This is a genomic window from Micromonospora sp. MH33, assembly GCF_003013775.1.
Lineage (GTDB): Bacteria > Actinomycetota > Actinomycetes > Mycobacteriales > Micromonosporaceae > Micromonospora > Micromonospora fulviviridis.
Genome location: NZ_MUYZ01000104.1, coordinates 1 through 19,872 on the forward strand (window position 1 = coordinate 1; position 19,872 = coordinate 19,872).

A 19,872-nucleotide genomic window follows, 5' to 3' on the forward strand; every position below is an offset into this window, starting at 1 on the left:
AGCGCGCCGGGGCGGGCGCCGCCGGGCGTACCCGGGAGAAGGCGTGACCGTCGACGCGCCCGCGCGGCCGCGGTGGCGCCCGGCCCGCGCGGCGGTCCTGCTCGCGGTCTTCGTCTGCGCGGCCTGCGGCCTGGTCTACGAGCTGGCCCTGGTCGCGCTCGGCAGCTACCTGATCGGCGACACGGTCGGGCAGACGTCGATCGTGCTCGGCGTGATGGTCTTCGCGATGGGCGTGGGCGCGCTGGTCGCGAAGCCCTTCCAGTCCCGGGCGGCGGCCGCGTTCGCCGCGATCGAGCTGACCCTGGCCCTGCTCGGCGGCCTCTCCGTGCTCGGCCTCTACGCCGCGTTCGCCTGGCTCGACCTCTACGGGCCGGCGCTGGTCGGCACCGCGTTCGTGCTCGGCCTGCTGATCGGCGCCGAGATCCCGCTGCTCATGGTGCTGCTGCAACGCATCCGCGAGCAGTCCGCGGGCAGCGCCGTGGCCGACCTGTTCGCCGCCGACTACGTCGGCGCGCTGCTCGGCGGGCTGGCCTTCCCGTTCCTCCTGATGCCGGTCTTCGGCCAGCTCAAGGGCGCCCTCGTGGTGGGCGCGGTGAACGCCGTCGCCGGCCTCGCCCTGGTCTGCACGGTCTTCCGCGCCGACCTCGGCCGCCGGGCGCGGGTCGGGCTCGGCGCCGGCACCGTCGTGGTCGCCCTCTGCCTGGGGTACGCCTGGGTCACCGCGCACGACTTCGAGGTGACCGCGCGGCAGCAGCTCTACCGCGACCCGGTGGTGCACGCCGAGCGCAGCCGCTACCAGGAGATCGTGCTGACCCGGTCGGTGCGGGAGGTCGGCCACGCCGACACCGACCTGCGGCTGTTCCTCAACGGCGACCTCCAGTTCAGCTCGATCGACGAGTACCGCTACCACGAGTCGCTGGTCCACCCGGCGATGCGCGGGCCGCACGGGAACGTGCTGGTGCTCGGCGCCGGGGACGGGCTGGCGCTGCGGGAGATCCTCAAGTACCCGGACGTGCGCCAGGTGACCCTGGTCGACCTCGACCCGGCCGTGGTGCGGCTGGCCCGTTCCGAGCCGCAGCTGCGGGACCTCAACCACCACTCGCTCGCCGACCCCCGGGTACGGGTGCTCAACGTCGACGCGTTCGGCTGGCTGCGGACCGCCACGGAACGCTTCGACGTCGTCATCGCCGACCTGCCCGACCCGGACGAGACGGCCACCGCCAAGCTCTACACGATCGAGTTCTACGCGCTGATCCGGCCGGTGCTCGGCCCCGGCGGGCGGCTCGTCGTGCAGTCCGGCTCGCCGTACTTCGCGCCCCGGTCGTACTGGTCGATCGAGCGGTCGATCCGCGAGGCGGGCTTCGCCACGGTGCCGTACCACGTGGACGTGCCGAGCTTCGGCGACTGGGGCTTCGTGCTCGCCGCGCCGGGCGGGACACCGCCCGCGCTGGGGCTGCCCGCCGACGCGCCGCCGCTGCGCTTCCTCACCCCGTCGGTGCTCGCCGCGGCGGCCACCTTCCCCGCCGACCGCGCCCGGCTGGACGTGCCCGCCTCCACGTTGCTGCAGCCCAGAGTGCTGGAGTACGCCCGCGCGGAGTGGCGCGGCTACTAACGTCGGGCGGGTGGCCGCCCGTCCGTCCCGTTGGTCGCGACCGCCCCGGGCACTGGAGGCGCCGTCGTACCTTCAGGCGTTCGTGTTGTCCGGGGTGGTGACGGTGCTGCTCACCCGGGCGTACCTCCAGGCGACCGGCTACCCGCGGCTCGGCGGCGGCGGGCTGCACATCGCGCACGTGCTCTGGGGTGGCCTGCTGATGACCGCGGGCCTCGGGGTGGGGCTGGTCTTCCTGGGCAGCGCGGCGCGCATCCTGGGCGCGATCCTGGGCGGGATGGGCTTCGGGCTCTTCATCGACGAGGTCGGCAAGTTCGTCACCGCCGGCACCGACTACTTCTACGCCCCGGCCGCCAGCATCATCTACGTCGCCTTCGCGCTGCTGGTCGTGATCACCCAGGCGCTGCGCGGCCGGACCCGGCTCTCCGGGCCGGAGCGCACGGCGAACGCCCTCTACACCGTGGTCGGCGGGCTCACCACCGGCCTCACCGCCCGGCGCCGGGCGGCGGTGCTGCGGCTGGTCCGGGACTGCGGCCCGGACGTCGAGGCGGCGGTGGCCCGGCTGCTGGACGCGGTGCCCCGGCGGGAGCCACCCGCACCCCGGTTCTGGCAGCCCTGGCTGCTCCGGGCCCGCCGCGCGGCGGTCTGGGTGACCACGCACCGCTGGGTGGTGGCGGTGGTGGTGCTCTACGTGGTCGGCGAACCGTTCGTGGTGGTGCTGCGGGTCCTGCTGGACGCGATCACCGGCGAACTGCCCGACCAGCAGGAGTGGGGTGCGGTGCTCGGGGTCTCGGTCTCCGCGCTGATCACCGCCGTGTTGAGCATCCGCGGCGCCCTGCTGCTCCCCAGCGACCAGGCGCGGGCCTTCCGGCTGTTCAAGCTCGCTCTCCTCGTGGACCTGCTGTTCGGGCAGATCTTCAGCTTCACGGTCAACCAGTTCGGCGCGGTCTTCGCGCTCGGCGTGGATCTCTTCCTGCTCGCGGTGGTGACCGCCGAGTACCGGCGGCTCTGCCGGCGGCAGCCGTCCGGTCGCTGAATCCCGCACCGCTCCCGGCTGTCGCGTCGTGCCCACCTGGCCCGGCTTCGTTACGGTGGTCCTCTGATCAAGGGAGGGAGAATCATGGTCGATGCTCCGGGCACCCCGCCCCGCGCGCGTCCGGGCGTGGTGACGGTTTCCAGTTGGCTGCTCATCCTCGTCGCCGTCATCCAGGTGTTGAACCTGATCGTGACGCTGTCCACCCTCGGCACGGTGCGGAAGGTGCTGAAGGAGGCGTACGCCGGCACGTCGGCCGAGCAGGCCGGCGACATCGCCTACGCGTTCAGCCTCGGCGCCGCCGTGCTGACACTGCTGCTCGCGGTCGGGCTCGTCGTGCTCGCGCTGCTGAACAACCGGGGGAAGAACGCCTCCCGGATCACCACCTGGGTGCTGGGCGGCGTCCTGCTCTGCTGCACGGGCGGCGGTCTGCTCAACGGCGTCTCCGGCGGGCTCACCGGCGGCGGCTCCACCAACGGCGACATGCCGAGCGGCCAGGAGATCCAGCGCCGGCTGGAGGACGCGCTGCCGTCCTGGTACGGCCCGGTCACCCTGCTGCTCGGCCTGGTGTCGCTGCTGGCCCTGCTGGCCGCGCTGATCCTGCTGGCGCTGCCGAAGGCCAACGAGTTCTTCCGCAAGCCCAAGGCGGCCTGGGAGCCGCCGGTCCCGGGTGCCGCCTACCCGGCCGAGCCCGGCTACCCCCAGGCTCCGGGCTACCCCGCCACGCCCGGCTACCCGGGCCAGCCCGCTCCGGGACAGCCGGGGCAGGCCGGTCCGTCGCCGGAGTCGGGCGAGCGCCGCGAGGGCGAGCCGCCTTCCGGAAGTTGACGCCCGGATAAGAGCGACGCCGACGATCCCTCCGAGTAGGTTGCAAGCCGACGCCTACCGGAGGGATCTGTCGTGTCGTACCCCCAGCAGGCCCCACCCCGCCGGCCCGGCGCGGTGGTCTCGGCGGCGGCGCTGCTGCTGCTGATGGCGGTGGGCGCCGTGGCGTACGCGGTCGCCAACCTGTTGGTCACGGCGGGCACGGTGGACCGGTTCCGGGAGGCGGCGCGCGGGACCGGCGCGGGCGGCGGCGAGATCGACGGGGTGGCCTCGCTGCTGCGCGGCTCCACGGTGCTCTCGGCGGTGCTCGGCGTGCTGGTCGCGCTGCTGCTCGCCGGGCTCGCCCTCGGCCTGCTCTCCGGCCGGGCCGGCGCCCGGGTGACCACCTGGGTGGTCGCGGGGCTGGGCCTGTTCTGCGGCTGCTGCGGCCTGGCCGTGCTGGTCGGGCAGCGGGCCGCCCCGCTCCGCCTCGGCGCCGACGACCGGATCACCGCCGACCTGCTGGCCCGGGTCGGCGACGCCCGCCGGCCGGGCCCGTCCCAGCCGGTCCCGGTTACGGTCCGCCGCCGGTCTCGACCCCGGCGGCCGGTCCGCCGGCCCCGGGATACGGTCCCGCCGCCCCGACCTACGGTCCTCCCGTCTCCGCCGCGCCGGTCTATGGACACCCCTCGCCCTGGGCCCCGCCGCCCGGGCCGGTGTCGGCCCCGCCGCCGCCCGCCGCGCCCCCCACCCCGCCGCCGTCGGCTCCGCCCGGGCCGACCCCACCCCCCGAGGACCGCCCATGACCGACGCACCCTCCGCTCCGCGCCGGGCCCTGATCACCGGTGCCAGCCTGGGTATCGGCGAGGCGTTCGCCCGCCGGCTCGCCGCCGACGGCTGGGACCTCGTCCTGGTGGCCCGGGACGCGGGCCGGCTCGACGCCCTGGCGGCCGAGCTGACCGGCCGGCACGGGCACCGGGTCGAGACCATCGCCGCGGATCTGTCCACCGACGACGGCTGCGCCGCGGTCGAAGGCCGGTTGGCCGCCGACCCACCGGTGGAGCTGCTCGTCAACAACGCCGGGATCAGCCTCAACACCCCGTTCGTACGGTCGGCCGTCGCGGACGAGGCCCGGCTGATCCGGCTCAACGTGCTGGCCGTGCTGCGGCTGACCCACGCGGCCCTTGGTCCCATGGTCGAGCGAGGTCACGGGGCAGTGATAAATGTCTCTTCCGTTGCGGGTTTCGGTGTCCCCATGCCGGGATCGACGTACTCGGCCAGCAAGGCCTGGGTGACGAATTTCAGTGAATCGATCGGCCAGTCGGTGGCCCCGCTCGGCGTACGCGTGATGGCGCTCTGCCCCGGCTACACCCGCACCGGCTACCACGAGCGGGCCGGCATCGACATGTCGCGGACCCCGGCGTGGATGTGGCTACGGACCGACGAGGTGGTCGACGAAGGGCTGCGTGACCTGCGAAAAGGCAAGGCGGTCAGCGTGCCGAGCTGGAAGTACAAGCTGGCCGTGGCGGGGCTGCGGCACGCGCCGCGGCGGCTCCTGCGCGGCGTCTCCCGGGACATCCGCGGCCGGGTCGGCCGGGCCGGCGACTGACCGCGGGCGGGCCCGGCGGGTGTCCCGTCGCCGGGATGCCCGTCCGCTGACCGGGGTGGACGGTCGCACAGCGTAGTTGGACATCGCCACCCGTCGGTCGCCCGCAGGGTTGAACCGGGTGGACCCCACGCCCGCCTCCCAGACTTGCGAAGTACCCTCTATCGCCATGGGGGACCACGACGACCTGCGTAAATTCATCACTGACCTGGCTGTGGTCCACGGCCGGGTGGTGCTCTCGTCGGGTCGGGAGGCGGACTGGTACGTCGATCTGCGTCGCGTCACGCTCCATCACCGGGCGGCGCCGTTGATCGGTCGGGTGATGTGCGACCTCACCGCCGACTGGGCGTACGACGCGGTGGGCGGGCTGACCCTCGGGGCCGACCCGGTGGCCACGGCGATGCTGCACGCGTCGGCCGGGACCGACCGCCCGCTGGACGCCTTCGTGGTACGCAAGGCGGGCAAGGCGCACGGTCTCCAGCGACGGATCGAGGGCCCGGAGGTCGCCGGGCGCCGGGTCCTGGCGGTCGAGGACACCTCGACCACGGGCGGCAGCGTGTTGACCGCTGTCGAGACATTGCGCGAGGCCGGGGCCGAGGTGGTGGGTGTGGCGGTTATTGTTGATCGAGGTGCCGGCGACGCGGTGCGAGCCGCCGGACTGCCTTATCGGGCGGCCTATACGTTGGCTGACCTCGGCCTTGTGGCGTAAAAGTTTGCCGATTCGGATCTGCTGATATGCAGGCGGATCGATGCTGCTGGTGGAAGGATGGAATACGTGGGAACTGCGTTGGCTGAAATGACCATGCCTCAGATCTCGCCGCTTGCCGGCGAGCCGATCGAACGTGCCGACGCCGAGCGGCTCGCGGGGGTCCTCAAGGCCCTCGCCGACCCCGCCCGGCTGCGGCTGCTCAGCCTGATCCAGTCGGCTCCCGAGGGGGAGGCGTGCGTGTGTGACCTCACCGCGCCGCTCGGCCTCTCGCAGCCGACGGTCAGCCACCACCTGCGCATCCTCACCGAGGCCGGCTTGCTGGAGCGGGAGAAGCGCGGTGTCTGGGCGTACTACCGGCTGGTGCCGACCGCGATCGCCACGATCGCGGATCTGCTCACCCCGCCGCGGAAGCGGGCCACCAAGAAGGCCCGCTGAATCCGGACGTGTCCGAGTCCGGGGTGGCCGCCTCGGTTGAGTGCGGCGGCGATGGGTGGCGTGCCAGGGGTGGCGCCACCCATCGGATGGCTGTCCGGGGTCCTGGCGCGGCGTCAGACGCGCCGAGCCCGGATGGCCACAGGTGACGGCTGCCGTCATCCGTACCACCCGCAGGTCGACAGGTCGTAGTCGAAGGCCGGCTCCCCGAGAGGGGGCCGGCCTTCGGTGTGTCCGGGGTCAGCGGCGGTGCTGCCCGCCGCGCCGGTGCTGGTCGTCGTCGCCCTCAACCGCGTCCCGGACCGCGTCCACGGCACCCGCCGCGCTGGCCGCGGCGACCACCGCGACCGCCTCGCCGCGCTTGCGCGCCCGCCGGTCGCGGAGGAACTCGAAGAGGATCGGCAGCACCGAGATCAGCACGATCAGCGCGACCACCGGCAGGATGTACCGGTCGATCTTGTCGCCGATCGCGTTGTAGATCTGGTCGGCCAGGAGGTAGCCGATCAGCAGGATGCCGTCCACCCAGAGGATCGCCCCGACCACGTTCCACAGGAGGAACTGCCGGGCCGGCATGCCGAGCACCCCGGCCACCGGGTTGAGGAAGGTCCGCACGATCGGGATGAACCGGGCCAGCACCACGGCCTTCGCCGGGCCGAACTTCTGGAAGTAGTACTCGGCCTTCTCCACGTACTCCCGCTTGAACAGGCGGGAGTTGGGGCGGTCGAACATCCGCTTGCCGTAACGCGCGCCGAGCCAGTGCCCGAGCTGTGCGCCGGCGATCGCGCAGAGCGGCCCGCCGATCAGCAGGCCGGCCAGCGAGAGCCGGGTGCCGGATCCGAAGATCGCGTCGGCCACCGGCGAGGCGGCCACCCCGGCCAGGAAGAGCAACGAGTCGCCCGGGAAGAAGAAGCCGACCAGCAGGCCGGTCTCGGCGAAGAGGATCGCCCAGACGCCGATCATCCCGAAGGTGTGGATGAGGTCCTTCGGGTCGAGCGGGTTCAGGGCCACGCTCTCGGAGAGCACCCGGGTCTTCTCTGCTGTGTCCACGGCCACAAAGGGTACCCGGACCCGGTCCGGCACCGCGCCGGACCGGGCGGACGGGTCACAGCCGTGGGTCGACCGGCTCGGACTCGCAGGCGAGGATGGCGAAGACCAGCTCGTGGCGGCGCCAGAGCGGGGCGTCCTCGGCCAGCGCGTCCAGGGCGGCCAGGCCCAGCGCGTGCTCGTGCAGGGCCAGCCCGCGCTTGCGCCCCAGGGACCGCTTGCGCAGGGCGGCGAGCTGCCCCGGCCCGGTGTACCCGGGACCGTAGATGATCCGCAGGTACTCCCGGCCCCGGCACTTGATCCCCGGCTGGAGCAGCGACCCCTTCGGCGAGCGGGCGGCCAGCCCGCCGTACGGCTTGACCACCATGCCCTCCCCGCCGGCCGCGGTGAGCGACAGCCACCAGTCGGTCGCGGCGGCCACCGCCGCCTCGTCGGCCAGGTCGACCACCTGCCGTCGGGTCGGGGTGAAGAACTCCGGGTCGGCGGCGCAGAGCCGGTCGGCCAGCGCCAGGTGCCAGCCGTGGTCGCGGCCGGCGTAGCTCGCTCCGGCCCCGGCCAGCACGGCGAACGGCGCCAGCGTCACCCCGCGCAGCCCGTCGGTGGGCCCGACGTACGCCCGGTAGGCCGCCGAGTACGCCTCCACCTCGGCCGCCCGGCCGGCCATCCGGCCGCGCAGCTCACCCACCGGCAGACCGCGCGCGGCGGCGGCGTCCAGCGTGCCGAGCACCGCCGGCAGGGCCGCCCGGCCGGCCGCGCCGACCCCGGCGTACTGCTCGCGGATCAGCCCGCCCGCCTTCGCCGACCAGGGCAGCAGCTCGCAGTCGAGGAGCAGCCAGTCGGTGTCCAGCTCGGCCCAGAGGCCGGCCCCGGTGACCGCCGCGCGGACCCGGGCCAGCAGCTCCCCGTCCAGCGGCGGCCCGAAGAACGGCCGGCCGGTGCGGGTGTGCACCGCCCCGCCGGCGAATCGTCCCGGCTCCCGCTCCACCAGCACCACGGCCCGCGAGCCCATGTGCTTCTCCTCGCAGACCACCCGGTCCACGCCGGCCGCCCGGTAGTCGGCGAACGCCTGCGCCGGGTGCTCCAGGAACCCCTCCACAGTCGAGGTCGAGCAGGGTGCCATGGTCGGCGGCAGCCAGACCAGCCGGTCCGGGTCGAGCGCGTACCGGCTCATCACCTCCAGTGCGGCGGCCGCGTTCTCGGCCGGCACGGTCAGCGTCCCGTACGCGTGCGTGAGGTGCCGCCGTCCCGTGACGTCGGCCAGGTCCAGCACGGTGTCCGGCCGGGCCGGCGTGGGTGCGACCAGCGGGCGGGCCGGCGCGTACCACTCCTTGACCGCCGGGACGGCGACCAGCTCCTTCTCGGGGTAGCGCAGCGCGGTGAGCCTGCCGCCGAAGACGCAGCCGGTGTCCAGGCAGATGGTGTTGTTCACCCACTCCGGCTCCGGCGTCGGGGTGTGGCCGTAGACGACCATGGCCGAACCCCGGTAGTCGCGCGCCCACGGATAGCGCACTGGCAGGCCGTACTCGTCGGTCTCGCCGGTGGTCTCCCCGTAGAGCGCGAACGACCGCACCCGGCCGGACGCCCGACCGTGGTACGCCTCCTTGAGGCCGGCGTGCGCCACCACCAGCCGGCCGCCGTCCAGCACGTAGTGGCTGACCAGGCCGTCGATGAAGGCCGCCGTCTCGGCGACGAACTCCGCCGGCTCCGACGCCAGCTGGGCCATCGTCTCGGCCAGGCCGTGCGTGAGCCGCACGTCGCGGCCGCGCAGCTTGCGCAGCAGCTTCTGCTCGTGGTTGCCCGGCACGCAGATCGCGTGGCCGGCCGCCACCATGCCCATGACCAGGCGCAGCACCCCGGGGGAGTCCGGGCCGCGGTCCACCAGGTCACCGACGAAGACCGCGGTACGCCCCGACGGGTGCACCGCGTCCACCGGGCGACCCGCGTCGTCGCGGCGCAGTGACCAGCCCAGCCGGAGCAGCAGCGCCTCCAGCTCCTCGCGGCAGCCGTGCACGTCGCCGACGACGTCGAACGGCCCGGTCAGCTCGCGCCGGTCGTTGAACAGATTCTCGTAGCGGATCTCGGCGGCCTCGATCTCCTCGACGCCGCGCAGCACGTGCACCTTGCGGAAGCCCTCCCGGGCCAGCCGCCCGTAGGACTGCCGCAGGTCCCGCTGCATCCGGGCGAGCACCTGCCGGCCGTGCGTCCGGTCGGCCCGGGCCCGCGTACGCTCCCAGGCCACCGCCTCCGGCACATCCAGCACGACCGCCACCGGCAGCACGTCGTGCTCCCGCGCCACCTTGATCAGCCCGGCCCGGGCGTGCGGCTGGAGGTTGGTCGCGTCGACCACGGTGAGCCGGCCCCGGCGCAGCCGGATCCCGGCCACGTGGTGCAGTGCGTCGAACGCGTCGCCGGAGGCGGACTGGTCGTTCTCGTCGTCGGCCACCATGCCGCGGAACGTGTCCGAGGAGAGCACCTGGCTCGGCCGGAAGTGCCGGCCGGCGAACGTCGACTTGCCGGAGCCGGAGACGCCCACCAGCGCCACCAGGGCGAGCTCGGGAATGTCCAGGACGGTCATCGGGTCGTCTCCTCCTTCCGGGTCGTCTGGTCGGTGCAGGTCAGCACCGCCATCTGGGTCGGGGCGCCCAACTCGGGGTCCTCGTCGCCGATCCCGCCGATTGTGGACGTGTAGCCGTGGGTCGCCGCCACCCGCTCGACCCAGGCCGCGAACTCGGGCCGGGTCCACTCGAAACGGTGGTCGGCGTGCCGGAACCGGCCGGGCCCGAGCCCTTCGTAGCGGACGTTGTACTCCACGTTCGGCGTGGTCACCACGACCGTGCCGGGCCGGGCGTGGCCGAACACGGCGTCCTCCAGCGCCGGCAGTCGAGGCGGGTCGAGATGCTCGACCACCTCCATCAGCACCGCCGCGCCGTAGCCACGCAGCCGGTCGTCCCGGTAGGTCAGCGCCGACTGCCAGAGCCGGATCCGGTCCCGCTGCCGCTCCGGCAGCCGGTCCAGCCGCAGCCGCCGGGCGGCCAGGGCGAGCACCTGGCTGGACACGTCGGTGCCGACGACCTCGGTGAACCGCCGGTCGGCCACCAGCGCGGTGAGCAGCGCGCCGCCCCCGCAGCCCAGGTCCAGCACGCGGGACGCCCCGCTGTCGCGCAGCGCGGCCAGCACCGCCTCGCGCCGGCGTACGGCCAGCGAGGCCCGGGGCGCCTCGGCGGGCTGCTCGGTCTCCACGCTGTCGTCGGCGGACGGCTCGTCGGTGAGGCGCAGCTCGGCCAGGCGGGCCAGCGCCTCCCCGGCGAGGGCACGCCGGTGCGCCAGGTAGCGGCGGGTGACCAGGCCCCGCTCCGGGTGGTCGGCCAGCCAGCCGGCACCGGCCCGGAGCAGCTTGTCCACCTCGTCCGGGGCCACCCAGTAGTGCTTGGCGTCGTCCAGCACCGGCAGCAGCACGTAGAGGTGGTTGAGCGCGTCGGCGACGCGCAGTGTCCCGGTCAGCGTCAGGTCGACGTAGCGGCTGTCGCCCCACTCCGGGTACGCCTCGTCGAGCGGGATCGGGGTGGCCGTCACGGTCCAGCCGAGCGGGGCGAACACCCGTACGGCCAGCTCGGCGCCGCCCCGGCAGCGCAGCACCGGCACCCGCACCTCCAGCGGAATGGCGGCGGCCGCCAGTTCCGGACGGTCCCGCGACTCGCCGCGCAGGGCCGAGCGGAACACCTTGGCCAGCGCCGAGGAGAGCAGGCTGGACGCCGCGTACGCGCGGTCGTTGACGTACTGCCCGAGGGTGAAGCTGTCCGGCGTGGTCGCCTGCCGGCGGCCCCGGCCGCCGCCCAGCTTGAGCGGGTCGACCTCGACCAGCAGCGCCGCCGTGCACCGCGCCTCGTCCGCCTCGGGGTAGAGCACGTGCGCGGTGCCGGCGGGCAGGTCGAAGCTCTGCACGCGGTCCGGGTGCTTGACAAGGAGGTGGCCGAGGTCGGTGGCGGGGCGGTGAGTCGTGGTCAGGGTCAGCAGCACGGTTCTGATGCTCTCAGGGGTGTCGATTCGTTTTGTCTGGTCGTGGTTGCGGTGGGGTTTCCGGGGAGCCCGACCCGCTCCGGGCGGTCAGGCTTGATCCCTGCGCGGGTCGGGCTCCCCGGAAACTTGACGTGGGCGGCCGTCGTCCGGGCCGGCTTGGTGGGTCTTACTGGTGGCCCGGATATGGCGATGCCCCGCCGACCGGGTGGTCGGCGGGGCACCTTGGTTCCGCTGGTGCTTAATCAGGCGACGAAGCGGGTCTTGCGGCGGCGGGACACCACGTAGCCGGCCGCGCCGGCCGCGAGCAGGAGCGCGCCGATGCCGGCGATCAGGCCGGTGGAGGAACCGGTGATCGGCAGCGTGCCGCCGCCGCCACCCTGACCACCGTCACCCGAGGCCTTCACCAGGATCTTCGCAGTGTCGTTGGCGGGGTTCAGGTCCTTGCGGTTGGTTTCGTCCGGGCCACCGTGGAACAGCTCGACCTTGCCGGCGAGGGTGCCGGGCTGGTCGACGCGGAGCGAGAACGGGAACTCGGCCTTCTTGCCGCTGCCCACCACGCCCGGCACGAAGCACGCGTAGACGGCCGCGCCCGCCTTGCCGGAGTCCGGGCCGAACTCGCCCTCGGCGTCGGCGCACTGCTCCGGCGCCTTTACGGCGGTGGTGCCCTTGGGCAGGGTGACCAGCGCCAGGGTGTAGATGCCGTCCTCGCCGCCGGCGTTGATCGCCGCCGGGCCGTTGTTGGTGAAGCCGACCGTCACCGGGACGGTGGCACCGACCTCGGCGTCCAGGGTGGCGCCGTTGGCCGCGACATCGGCCTTCTGGTTGCCCTTGACCGCCAGCTGGATCATGGTCTCGTTGTTGGTCGGGTCGACGTCCGTCTGCTGCATCGCGCGGGCCAGGGCCCGCGAGGGAGCGGTGGGGGTGAGCTTCAGGACCCCCTCGTCGCCCTTCGCGCTCTTGCCGAAGTCGGGCACCTGCGACCGGAACGCCTGCCAGTCCGCGGGGGTCATCCAGATCGCGAAGCCGTAGTCGGTGTTCGGTGCCCAGGCGTCCCCGGGGACGGCGAAGCCGAAGGAGTCGTCGAGTTTCGCGCTGCCGCCCGCCGCCACGGTGGCGTCGAGGGTGCAGGCGTACGCGTACTCCTCGAAGTTGTCCTCGAAGTACTCGCAGTTCTCGTACCGCTTGGCCGGTGCGAGAGCGTACGAGCCGAAGAAGAACAGCACCGCGTCCTCGGCATCGGTCTTGCCCTGGTTACCCACGGACAGGGGCGCCGGCACGGTGCTGCCCGGGGTGCCGGTCAGGTTGACGAAGGGCTCGGACGTCAGGTCGACGCCCTCACCGATCGTCACAGTGGAACGGAAGGTGGCCGTTCCGGCGTTCGGGGTGGTGACGGTGAACTGGAGCTGGCCCTCCTGCCCGGCCTTCGCCCCGTCCCGCGGCAGCACCGGGAGGGAGAGCAGGTCCAGGTCCGGCTCCGCGTCGTTCTTCACCGTGCAGGTCAGGACGGCCCCGGCCTCGGTGCAGGAGCCCGGTCCCTCCGGCTTCTGCACCTCGGCGAAGCCGTCGACCGCACTGCGGTCCACCTTGACGGTGTAGTCGGTGAACGGCTCGTCCACCAGGGAGTAGAGCGAGATCCACTTTTCGGGGCCGTCCGGAGCGACGATGACGTCGTTCGCGTACAGCGAGAAGCCCTCGGCCCCCACCACCTCGGCGATGGTGGGGTTCGCGGCGAAGGCGGGGGTGGCGGAGGCGGCGACGAACGCGCCTGCGACGCCCAACCCGGCGAGCCAGCGCCGGGTGGAGTGGGAAAGCATGGTTGGGGGTTCCTCCCGTAAATGATCAGGTGGAGCCCGTGGAGCTTAAAGAACCCTTAAGTCACCCCGCTGTCCCGGGACGCCGTCACCGGCAGATATTGACCGAACGGCTGATCAACGTTGGTGCAATGTTCCGCCGGCCTGTGCCCGTCAACAGGGCGGGACACCGGGAGGTGCAATGACGTACGAGGAGTTCGCCGACGCGCGGTTGAGCGCCCTGCTACGGTACGCGGTCATGCTGACCGGCGATCCGCACCAGGCCCAGGACCTGGTGCAGGAGACCATGGTCCGGGTCCAGCTCAACTGGCGCCGGGTCGCCCGCAGCGACGTCCCCGAGCGGTATGTGCGCCGGATGCTCACCAACCAGTTCATCGACTGGCGGCGGGGCTCCTGGGCGCGCCGGGTGCTGCTGCGCGGCGAACCGGACGAGGCGGTGCCGGCGCCGAGCGACCACGCGCAGTCCGCGGTGGACCGCGACCAGATCTGGTCGTGGCTGTCCCGGCTGCCCCGGCGGCAGCGGGCCACGCTCGTGCTGCGCTACTACGAGGACCTGCCCGACGCGGAGATCGCGGAGATCCTCGGCTGCGCCGTCGGCACCGTGCGCTCGTGCATCTCCCGGGCCCTGGCCACCCTCCGAGCCGAGTACGTGGAGGTCTGCTGATGATCGAGGACGACCTGCGGGCCGCCTTCGCCCGGCGCGAGGCCTTGACCCCGCCCACCGGCCCGGTCCGGGCCGCCATCGACCGGGCCGTGGTCCGCCGCCGGCGTCGCCGGCTGCGGCTCCGGCTCGCGGGTACGGCGCTGGCCGTGGTCGCCGCCGCGCTGGCCGGCTTCACCGCGATCGCGCCGCGCCCGCCGGAGACCGCGAACCTGCTGGCCACGCCCTCGCCGCCGCCCACCGGGGCGCTGAACGTGCTGCTCCTCGGCCTGGACCAGGCCGGCGCGGGCCGGCGCGCCGACTCCGTGCTTCTGGTGCACGTCCCGGCGGACCGCAGCCGCCTCTACCTGGTCTCCCTCCCTCGCGACCTGCTGGTGCCGATCCCCGGCCGGGGGACCGACAAGCTCAACGCGTCCTTCGCCTTCGGCGCCGGGCCGGCCGGGAAGGATCTGGCCGCCGGATACCGGGCGACCCGGCAGGTGGTCGCCCAGCTGACCGGCGTGCGGATTGACGCGGGCGCGGTGCTCACCTACGGGGCGACCCGCGAGCTCACCGACGCGGTCGGCGGCGTGCCGGTCTGCCTGCCGACCCCGGTCCGCTCCCACCACACCCACCGGACCTACCCGGCCGGGTGCCAGCGGCTCGACGGCGCCGCCGCGGTGGACGTGCTCCGCCAGCGGTACGGGCTGCCCGACGCCGGACTGGACCGGGACCGCAACGCGGGCCGGTACGCGGCCGGACTGCTCACGCAGATCCGTGAGCAGGGGGTGCTGACCAACCCGGTGCTGCTCAACCGCCTGATCACACAGGTCGGCTCGGGCCTGGTGACCGACACCGGGGAGACGTCCCTGCTGACGCTGGTCTCCGTGGCCGGGAAGGCGGCCACCGTCGAGCCGGTCGCGGTCGGCCTGCCGGTCCGTTACACGGACCGGGAGCCGTACGGGTTCCGGCTCGACCCCGCCCTGGCCCCGGGTTTCCTCGACGCGCTGCGTGCCGACCGGCTCGGCGAGTGGACGGCGGCCCACCCGAAGCAGGTCACCGGCCTGCGCTGACGCGGGCGCGGGCCACCGGCCCCGCCCGCGTGCTCAGCGGTAGTCGTCTTCGTCGGCGGCGACCACCCGGGCCTGCTCCATGGCGTCCCAGTCGTCGACCTCCAGGCCCCGGTGCGGCTCGCCGTCGCCCTCCTCGGGGGTGACCGCCGCGGCCTGCTCGACCGCGTCGGCCGGCTCCGCCTCCAGGTCGCGCTCCTCCGGAGCGAGGTGGTCGCTCGGGGCGAAGTCCTCCTCGGGCTGACCCATCGTCCCTCCCTGGATCTCGGTGCGGGCAGTCACCACCACACCGTACGGGCTGACCCGGGTCCGCGCTCGGCGGCGGGCGGAACGGCGGAGTCGGCGATTGTCCCCTCCGAGGGGAACACCCGGTGCCAGGATGGTGACGTGGGCTTCCTGATCCGGCTGGCGATCACCGCGGTCGCACTGTGGATCACCACGCTGATCGTGCCCGGGGTGGAGGTGACCGGCCGCAACGGATTCAACACGGTGTTCACCCTGGTCGTGGTGGCGCTCATCTTCGGCGTGGTCAACGCGGTGCTGAAGCCGGTCGTCAAGGTGTTCGGATGCGTGTTCTACCTGCTCACGCTCGGTCTGTTCGCGCTCGTGGTCAACGCCCTGCTGTTCCTGCTCACCGACTGGATCGCCCGTGGGCTGGATCTGCCGTTCCACGTGAACGGTTTCTGGGCCGCGTTCTGGGGCGCCATCGTGGTGGCGGTGGTGAGCTGGCTGATCAGCGTCGTGGTGCCGGACAGCCTGGGGGAACGATGAGCGGTTCCCGGGTCGGTTGTGTCCGCCGCGCGCTCCTACGGGATACTTCCCGCGGTGGACAGCGCGGTCCGGCGCACCCAAGGAAGAGAGCGGCCTGCACGGCCGAGAGCGGTAAGTAAGGAGCGTTCGACATGCCCATCGCTTCCCCCGAGGCTTACGCGGAGATGCTGGACCGGGCCAAGGCCGGCCGGTACGCGTACCCCGCGATCAACGTGACCTCCTCGCAGACGCTGAACGCGGCGCTCAAGGGCTTCGCCGACGCGGAGAGCGACGGCATCATCCAGGTCTCCACCGGCGGCGCGGAGTACCTGTCCGGCCCGTCCGTGAAGGACATGGTGACCGGCGCGGTGGCCTTCGCCGCGTACGCGCACGAGGTGGCCAAGAAGTACCCGGTGAACATCGCGCTGCACACCGACCACTGCCCGAAGGACAAGCTGGACAAGTTCGTCCGGCCGCTGATGGCCATCTCGCAGGAGCGGGTGAAGAACGGCCAGGAGCCGCTCTTCCAGTCGCACATGTGGGACGGCTCGGCCGTGCCGGTGGCGGAGAACCTGGAGATCGCCGAGCAGCTGCTCACCGAGGCCGCCAAGGGCAAGATCGTCCTTGAGATCGAGGTCGGCGTCGTGGGCGGCGAGGAGGACGGCGTCGAAAACGCCATCAACGAGAAGCTCTACACCACCGTCGAGGACGGTCTGGCCATGGTCGACGCGCTCGGCCTCGGCGAGAAGGGCCGCTACATGGCGGCGCTGACCTTCGGCAACGTGCACGGCGTCTACAAGCCGGGCAACGTGAAGCTCCGCCCGGAGGTGCTCCACCACATCCAGGTGGCGGTCGGTGCCAAGTACGGCAAGGAGAAGCCGCTCAGCCTGGTCTTCCACGGCGGTTCCGGCTCGCTGCTGTCCGAGATCCGCGAGGCGCTGGACTACGGCGTGGTGAAGATGAACATCGACACCGACACCCAGTACACCTTCACCCGGCCGGTCGCGGACCACATGTTCCGCAACTACGACGGCGTGCTGAAGGTCGACGGCGAGGTCGGCAACAAGAAGATGTACGACCCGCGCGTCTGGGGCAAGGCCGCCGAGGCCGGCATGGCCGCCCGCGTCGTGGAGGCCTGCGAGCACCTGCGCTCCACCGGCACCACCATGAAGTGACCACCGCGTGAACCGGAGGCCGGCACCCGATCGGGTGCCGGCCTCCGCGTGTCTCAGCCGGCGGTGAGCACCCGTACCGCCTCGCGGACGTCGTCGGTGAGATGCACCGTGGCCGACAGGTCGCCGAACGGGGAGGCCGCGAAGAGAGGCCGCAGCAGCGACTCCACGGGCAGCTCGGTGGTCCAGTAGGTCCGGTCCAGGAAGACGTACGCGCCACTCGCCCCGTCGGTGCCGTAGTAGGTCTTGGTGGCCGCCTGGAACACCTCCTGCACCGTGCCGGCCCGGCCCGGCGCGAAGACGATCCCGCCCCGGGCCAGCCGCAGGATGGTGTCCTCGCGGATGGCGTTGGAGAAGTACTTGGCGATCCGCCCCGCGAACAGGTTCGCCGGCTCGTGCCCGTACAGCCAGGTGGGGATGGCCAGGCCGCCCGAGCGGGCCCACTCGGTGCCGGCCGCCGCCGGGCGGGGCGTGGGCAGGGCCGGCCCGGCCGCGTAGCGCTCCCGGACCCGCAGCGCCGCCTCGGTGTAGCGGTCGTGGTCGGTGAAGTCGGGCGCGGTGGCCAGCAGGTCGATCGCCGCGGTCAGCTCCTCCGCCGGCCAGGCCGCGAGGAACGCCCCCAGGTTAGCCGCCTCCATCACGCCGGGACCACCGCCGGTCACCACCAGGCGGTCGGCCCGCGCCAACTCCCAGCCCAGCACCGCCGCCATCCGGTACGCGGCGCTGCCGCGCGGCACCGCGTGCCCGCCCATCACACCCACCACGGACTGCGGCCCGTGCACGGCCAGCCAGGCCCGGGTGGCGTCGGCCAGGGCGTTGTCCACCCCGTGGTCGTGCAGCCGCTGGCCGAGCGCCTCGCGCACGTCGGGCAGGGCGCCGCCGTGCGCCCGGAAGTGCGCGTACACCCGGGTGTCGTACATCCCTTCGAAGCCGCCCTCGGCGAAGCCGGCGGCCAGGTCGTCGGCGGTGTAGAGGTGGGACGGCTGGGTCGGGTAGGGCAGCCCGGAGAAGGGCGGGACGACGTTCGCGCCCCGCCGGACCAGGTCCGCGCCGACCTCGCGGTCGGCGAACCGGCAGCCCACGAAGAGGGTGCCGGCGACCTCGACGCCGCGCAGGTCGGGGACCGGGTCCAGGTCGAGGCGGAGGCCCTGCACGGTCAGGCCGGCGAGGCTCCCCTCGGCCAGCCGCCGGTCGAACGCGGTCCGGGTCTCGATCTCATCGGGGTTGGCGTGCGGCTCGATGACGTCCGCGGGTGGTGGGGTCGGCACCAGATCATCCTGCCCCGCGGCGGCAAGCCGGCAAACGCGGGCGGCACGGACAGGAGCCCGGCGGCCAGGCCACCGGGCTCCTGCGTAACCGGGTCCTGGGGAGGCTCCGGATCTGTAGTTGTAGTGGAAAAAGTCGCGCCGCGGCATGGGCCGCGGGTACGTGGGCGGGCACCGCAGGCGTGACGAAACCCTCAGCCGTTCAGCCGACCGGCTCGCCGGACCCCCCTCGCGTACCCCTGGGCGAAGCGGGTTGAATGGGGCGATGCAGAACCTGTTGCCTGAGCCACCGGCCACCCTGCTCCCCGTACACGAGGAGGCCGACGCCGCGCTGGCGGCCGCCGCCGAGCAGGACACCGACGAGGCGTACGCCGAGGTCGCCGCCCGCTTCCCGACCTACAGCGCGGGCTGGGCGGCGCTGGCCACCCGGGCGCTCGACGCGGGCCAGGTCATCCCGGCGTACGCGTACGCCCGCACCGGCTACCACCGGGGCCTCGACCAGCTCCGCCGCAGCGGCTGGAAGGGCCACGGCCCGGTGCCCTGGTCGCACCGGCCCAACCGGGGCTTCCTCCGCTGCCTCTACGTGCTCTCCCGGGCGGCCGGCGAGATCGGCGAGGCGGACGAGGCGGCGCGCTGCGCCCAGTTCCTCCGCGACTGCGATCCGGCCGCCGGGGACGCCCTGGCCAGCCACTGAGCGACGCGACGGCCGGTTCCCCGCGAGGAGCCGGCCGTCGCGCCTGTCTGCTACAGCCCCTCCGCCACCGAGGCGGCGATCTTCAACCAGGCGTCCCGGGTGGCCGAGGAGAGCTGGCCGTACCGGATCGGCTCGCCGGTGTCGATGAGCCGCTCGTACGGCGCCAGCAGCACCGCCCGGGTCCGGGCGGCGAAGTGCTCCTGGATGGCCGGCAGGTCGATCTCCTTGCGGGACGGCGGCATCGACACCACCGTCACCGCCTGCCGGACCAGCCGCTGCCGGCCGCTCTGCTCCAGGTGGTCGAGCATCCGGGCGGCGGTCTCGGCCGAGTCGTTCCGCGCCGACATGGTGACCACCAGCTGGTCGGTGGCGTCCATCGCGGCCTGCCAGTTCTGCGCCCGGACGTTGTTCCCGGTGTCCACGAAGATCAGTTTGTAGAAGCGGCTGACCACCTCGCGGATCTCGGCGAACGCCGCGGCGGTCAGCATCTCGCCGCCGGTCGCCGACTCGTCCGAGGCGAGCACGTCGAACATCCCCTCGCCCTGCGAGCGGACGTACTGCGACAGGTCGCCGACCCGGCCGTGCGGCCCCTGGAACTGGGCCAGGTCGCGCAGCATGTCCCGGACCGTGCGGGAGTGGAAGTCCTGCTGGGCGCGCATCCCGAGGGTGCCCTGGGTCTCGTTGTTGTCCCAGGCCAGCACGTAACCGCCGCGCTTCTGGCCGAAGGTCATGGCGAGCAGCAGGATGGCGACCGTCTTGCCGGCGCCACCCTTCGGATTGACCACGGTCACCTGGCGCAGCCCGCCGAAGTTGCGGCGCACCATCTCGATGTCGCGCCGCATCTCCTGCTCCTGCCGCCCCGGGGCGAGCCGGACCAGCCCGATCTTGTTGACCACCGCCCGGACGCCCATGGTGGCGACCGGGTCGACCGGCCGAACCTGCCGTCGCCGCGCGAAGTCCTCCGCCGTCGGCGGGGCACCGCTCGCCGGCGTCCAGACCTGCTCCGGGTACGCGGCCGGCCCCGGCTGCTGCGGCGGTGCGGGCTGCGCCTGTGGTGCGGGCGGCTGCTGCGGTGCGCCCGGCTGCGGGGGCGGGGCCGCCTGCTGCGGCCAGGCCGGCGGGTACCACCCCGCCGCCCCGGCCTGCGGCCCCGGCGCTGGTGGCCCGGCCTGCGGCGCCGGCGTGGGTGGCCCGTAGCCGGACGGTCCCGGCGCCG

The 19,872-nt window shown here is 73.3% G+C and carries 17 protein-coding genes and 1 pseudogene; 11 read left to right on the plus strand and 7 right to left on the minus strand.

Going from position 1 to position 19,872, the window contains the following annotated elements; translation table 11 throughout:
* Positions 1 to 43 precede the first annotated feature (43 nt).
* The 6 genes from B0E53_RS17445 (at position 44) to B0E53_RS17475 (ending at position 6,196) form a co-directional block, all read left to right on the plus strand.
* Positions 44 to 1,612, plus strand: coding sequence for a polyamine aminopropyltransferase (locus B0E53_RS17445; protein ID WP_107077043.1), 1,569 nt, complete (start codon positions 44 to 46; stop codon positions 1,610 to 1,612).
* Between the two features lie 10 nt (positions 1,613 to 1,622).
* Entirely contained in the window at positions 1,623 to 2,645 is a 1,023-nt protein-coding gene (locus B0E53_RS17450) for a hypothetical protein (protein ID WP_107077044.1), read from the plus strand.
* A gap of 84 nt (positions 2,646 to 2,729) precedes the next feature.
* The gene (locus tag B0E53_RS17455) at positions 2,730 to 3,470 is read left to right on the plus strand and encodes a hypothetical protein (protein WP_107077045.1); all 741 of its coding nucleotides are present in this window, start codon (positions 2,730 to 2,732) and stop codon (positions 3,468 to 3,470) included.
* A gap of 778 nt (positions 3,471 to 4,248) precedes the next feature.
* The gene (locus B0E53_RS17465) at positions 4,249 to 5,055 is read left to right on the plus strand and encodes an SDR family oxidoreductase (RefSeq protein ID WP_107077046.1); all 807 of its coding nucleotides are present in this window, start codon (positions 4,249 to 4,251) and stop codon (positions 5,053 to 5,055) included.
* A 166-nt stretch (positions 5,056 to 5,221) separates the two neighbouring features.
* Positions 5,222 to 5,761 carry an orotate phosphoribosyltransferase gene (pyrE, locus tag B0E53_RS17470; protein WP_107077060.1) on the plus strand — a complete coding sequence of 180 codons (540 nt, stop codon included), beginning with the start codon at positions 5,222 to 5,224 and terminating at the stop codon, positions 5,759 to 5,761.
* Between the two features lie 57 nt (positions 5,762 to 5,818).
* Positions 5,819 to 6,196 (plus strand): metalloregulator ArsR/SmtB family transcription factor, encoded by a 378-nt coding sequence (locus tag B0E53_RS17475; RefSeq protein WP_007073957.1) that lies wholly within the window; start codon positions 5,819 to 5,821, stop codon positions 6,194 to 6,196.
* Positions 6,197 to 6,433: 237 nt separating this feature from the next.
* On the opposite strand, the gene B0E53_RS17480 is transcribed toward B0E53_RS17475, so the two are convergent.
* The 4 genes from B0E53_RS17480 to B0E53_RS17500 form a co-directional block, all read right to left on the minus strand.
* The gene (locus tag B0E53_RS17480; protein WP_107077047.1) at positions 6,434 to 7,273 is read right to left on the minus strand and encodes a DedA family protein; all 840 of its coding nucleotides are present in this window, start codon (positions 7,271 to 7,273) and stop codon (positions 6,434 to 6,436) included.
* A 22-nt stretch (positions 7,274 to 7,295) separates the two neighbouring features.
* Complete coding sequence (locus B0E53_RS17485) at positions 7,296 to 9,812, minus strand: polynucleotide kinase-phosphatase (protein ID WP_107077048.1); 2,517 nt, start codon at positions 9,810 to 9,812, stop codon at positions 7,296 to 7,298.
* On the minus strand, positions 9,809 to 11,254 hold the full coding sequence (locus B0E53_RS17490; RefSeq protein WP_107077049.1) for a 3' terminal RNA ribose 2'-O-methyltransferase Hen1: 1,446 nt from the start codon (positions 11,252 to 11,254) through the stop codon (positions 9,809 to 9,811). Before B0E53_RS17490 ends, B0E53_RS17485 begins: the two co-directional genes overlap by 4 nt.
* Positions 11,255 to 11,496: 242 nt before the next feature.
* Entirely contained in the window at positions 11,497 to 13,068 is a 1,572-nt protein-coding gene (locus B0E53_RS17500) for an LPXTG cell wall anchor domain-containing protein (protein ID WP_107077051.1), read from the minus strand.
* Positions 13,069 to 13,246: 178 nt separating this feature from the next.
* On the opposite strand from B0E53_RS17500, the gene B0E53_RS17505 reads away from it, so the two are divergent.
* Both B0E53_RS17505 and B0E53_RS17510 read left to right on the plus strand, forming a co-directional pair.
* Entirely contained in the window at positions 13,247 to 13,729 is a 483-nt protein-coding gene (locus tag B0E53_RS17505; protein ID WP_107077052.1) for a SigE family RNA polymerase sigma factor, read from the plus strand.
* Positions 13,729 to 14,778 carry an LCP family protein gene (locus tag B0E53_RS17510; protein ID WP_107077053.1) on the plus strand — a complete coding sequence of 350 codons (1,050 nt, stop codon included), beginning with the start codon at positions 13,729 to 13,731 and terminating at the stop codon, positions 14,776 to 14,778. Before B0E53_RS17505 ends, B0E53_RS17510 begins: the two co-directional genes overlap by 1 nt.
* 33 nt (positions 14,779 to 14,811) lie before the next feature.
* Here B0E53_RS17510 and B0E53_RS17515 read toward each other — a convergent pair whose 3' ends face one another.
* Positions 14,812 to 15,024 carry a hypothetical protein gene (locus B0E53_RS17515; RefSeq protein WP_107077054.1) on the minus strand — a complete coding sequence of 71 codons (213 nt, stop codon included), beginning with the start codon at positions 15,022 to 15,024 and terminating at the stop codon, positions 14,812 to 14,814.
* A 138-nt stretch (positions 15,025 to 15,162) separates the two neighbouring features.
* Here B0E53_RS17515 and B0E53_RS17520 point away from each other — a divergent pair, with 138 nt between their 5' ends.
* Positions 15,163 to 15,546 carry a phage holin family protein gene (locus B0E53_RS17520; protein WP_107077055.1) on the plus strand — a complete coding sequence of 128 codons (384 nt, stop codon included), beginning with the start codon at positions 15,163 to 15,165 and terminating at the stop codon, positions 15,544 to 15,546.
* A 131-nt stretch (positions 15,547 to 15,677) separates the two neighbouring features.
* Positions 15,678 to 16,700 carry a class II fructose-bisphosphate aldolase gene (gene fbaA / locus B0E53_RS17530; protein ID WP_107077057.1) on the plus strand — a complete coding sequence of 341 codons (1,023 nt, stop codon included), beginning with the start codon at positions 15,678 to 15,680 and terminating at the stop codon, positions 16,698 to 16,700.
* A 53-nt stretch (positions 16,701 to 16,753) separates the two neighbouring features.
* On the opposite strand, the gene B0E53_RS17535 is transcribed toward fbaA, so the two are convergent.
* The gene (locus B0E53_RS17535; protein ID WP_107077058.1) at positions 16,754 to 17,965 is read right to left on the minus strand and encodes a hypothetical protein; all 1,212 of its coding nucleotides are present in this window, start codon (positions 17,963 to 17,965) and stop codon (positions 16,754 to 16,756) included.
* Between the two features lie 262 nt (positions 17,966 to 18,227).
* Here B0E53_RS17535 and B0E53_RS17540 point away from each other — a divergent pair, with 262 nt between their 5' ends.
* A complete protein-coding gene (locus B0E53_RS17540) occupies positions 18,228 to 18,656 on the plus strand; it encodes a DUF3151 domain-containing protein (RefSeq protein WP_107077059.1) in 429 nt (142 codons plus the stop codon).
* 50 nt (positions 18,657 to 18,706) lie between these two features.
* Here the strand turns inward: B0E53_RS17540 and B0E53_RS17545 are convergent.
* A pseudogene (locus B0E53_RS17545) lies at positions 18,707 to 19,872 on the minus strand (chromosome partitioning protein); the annotation flags it as partial.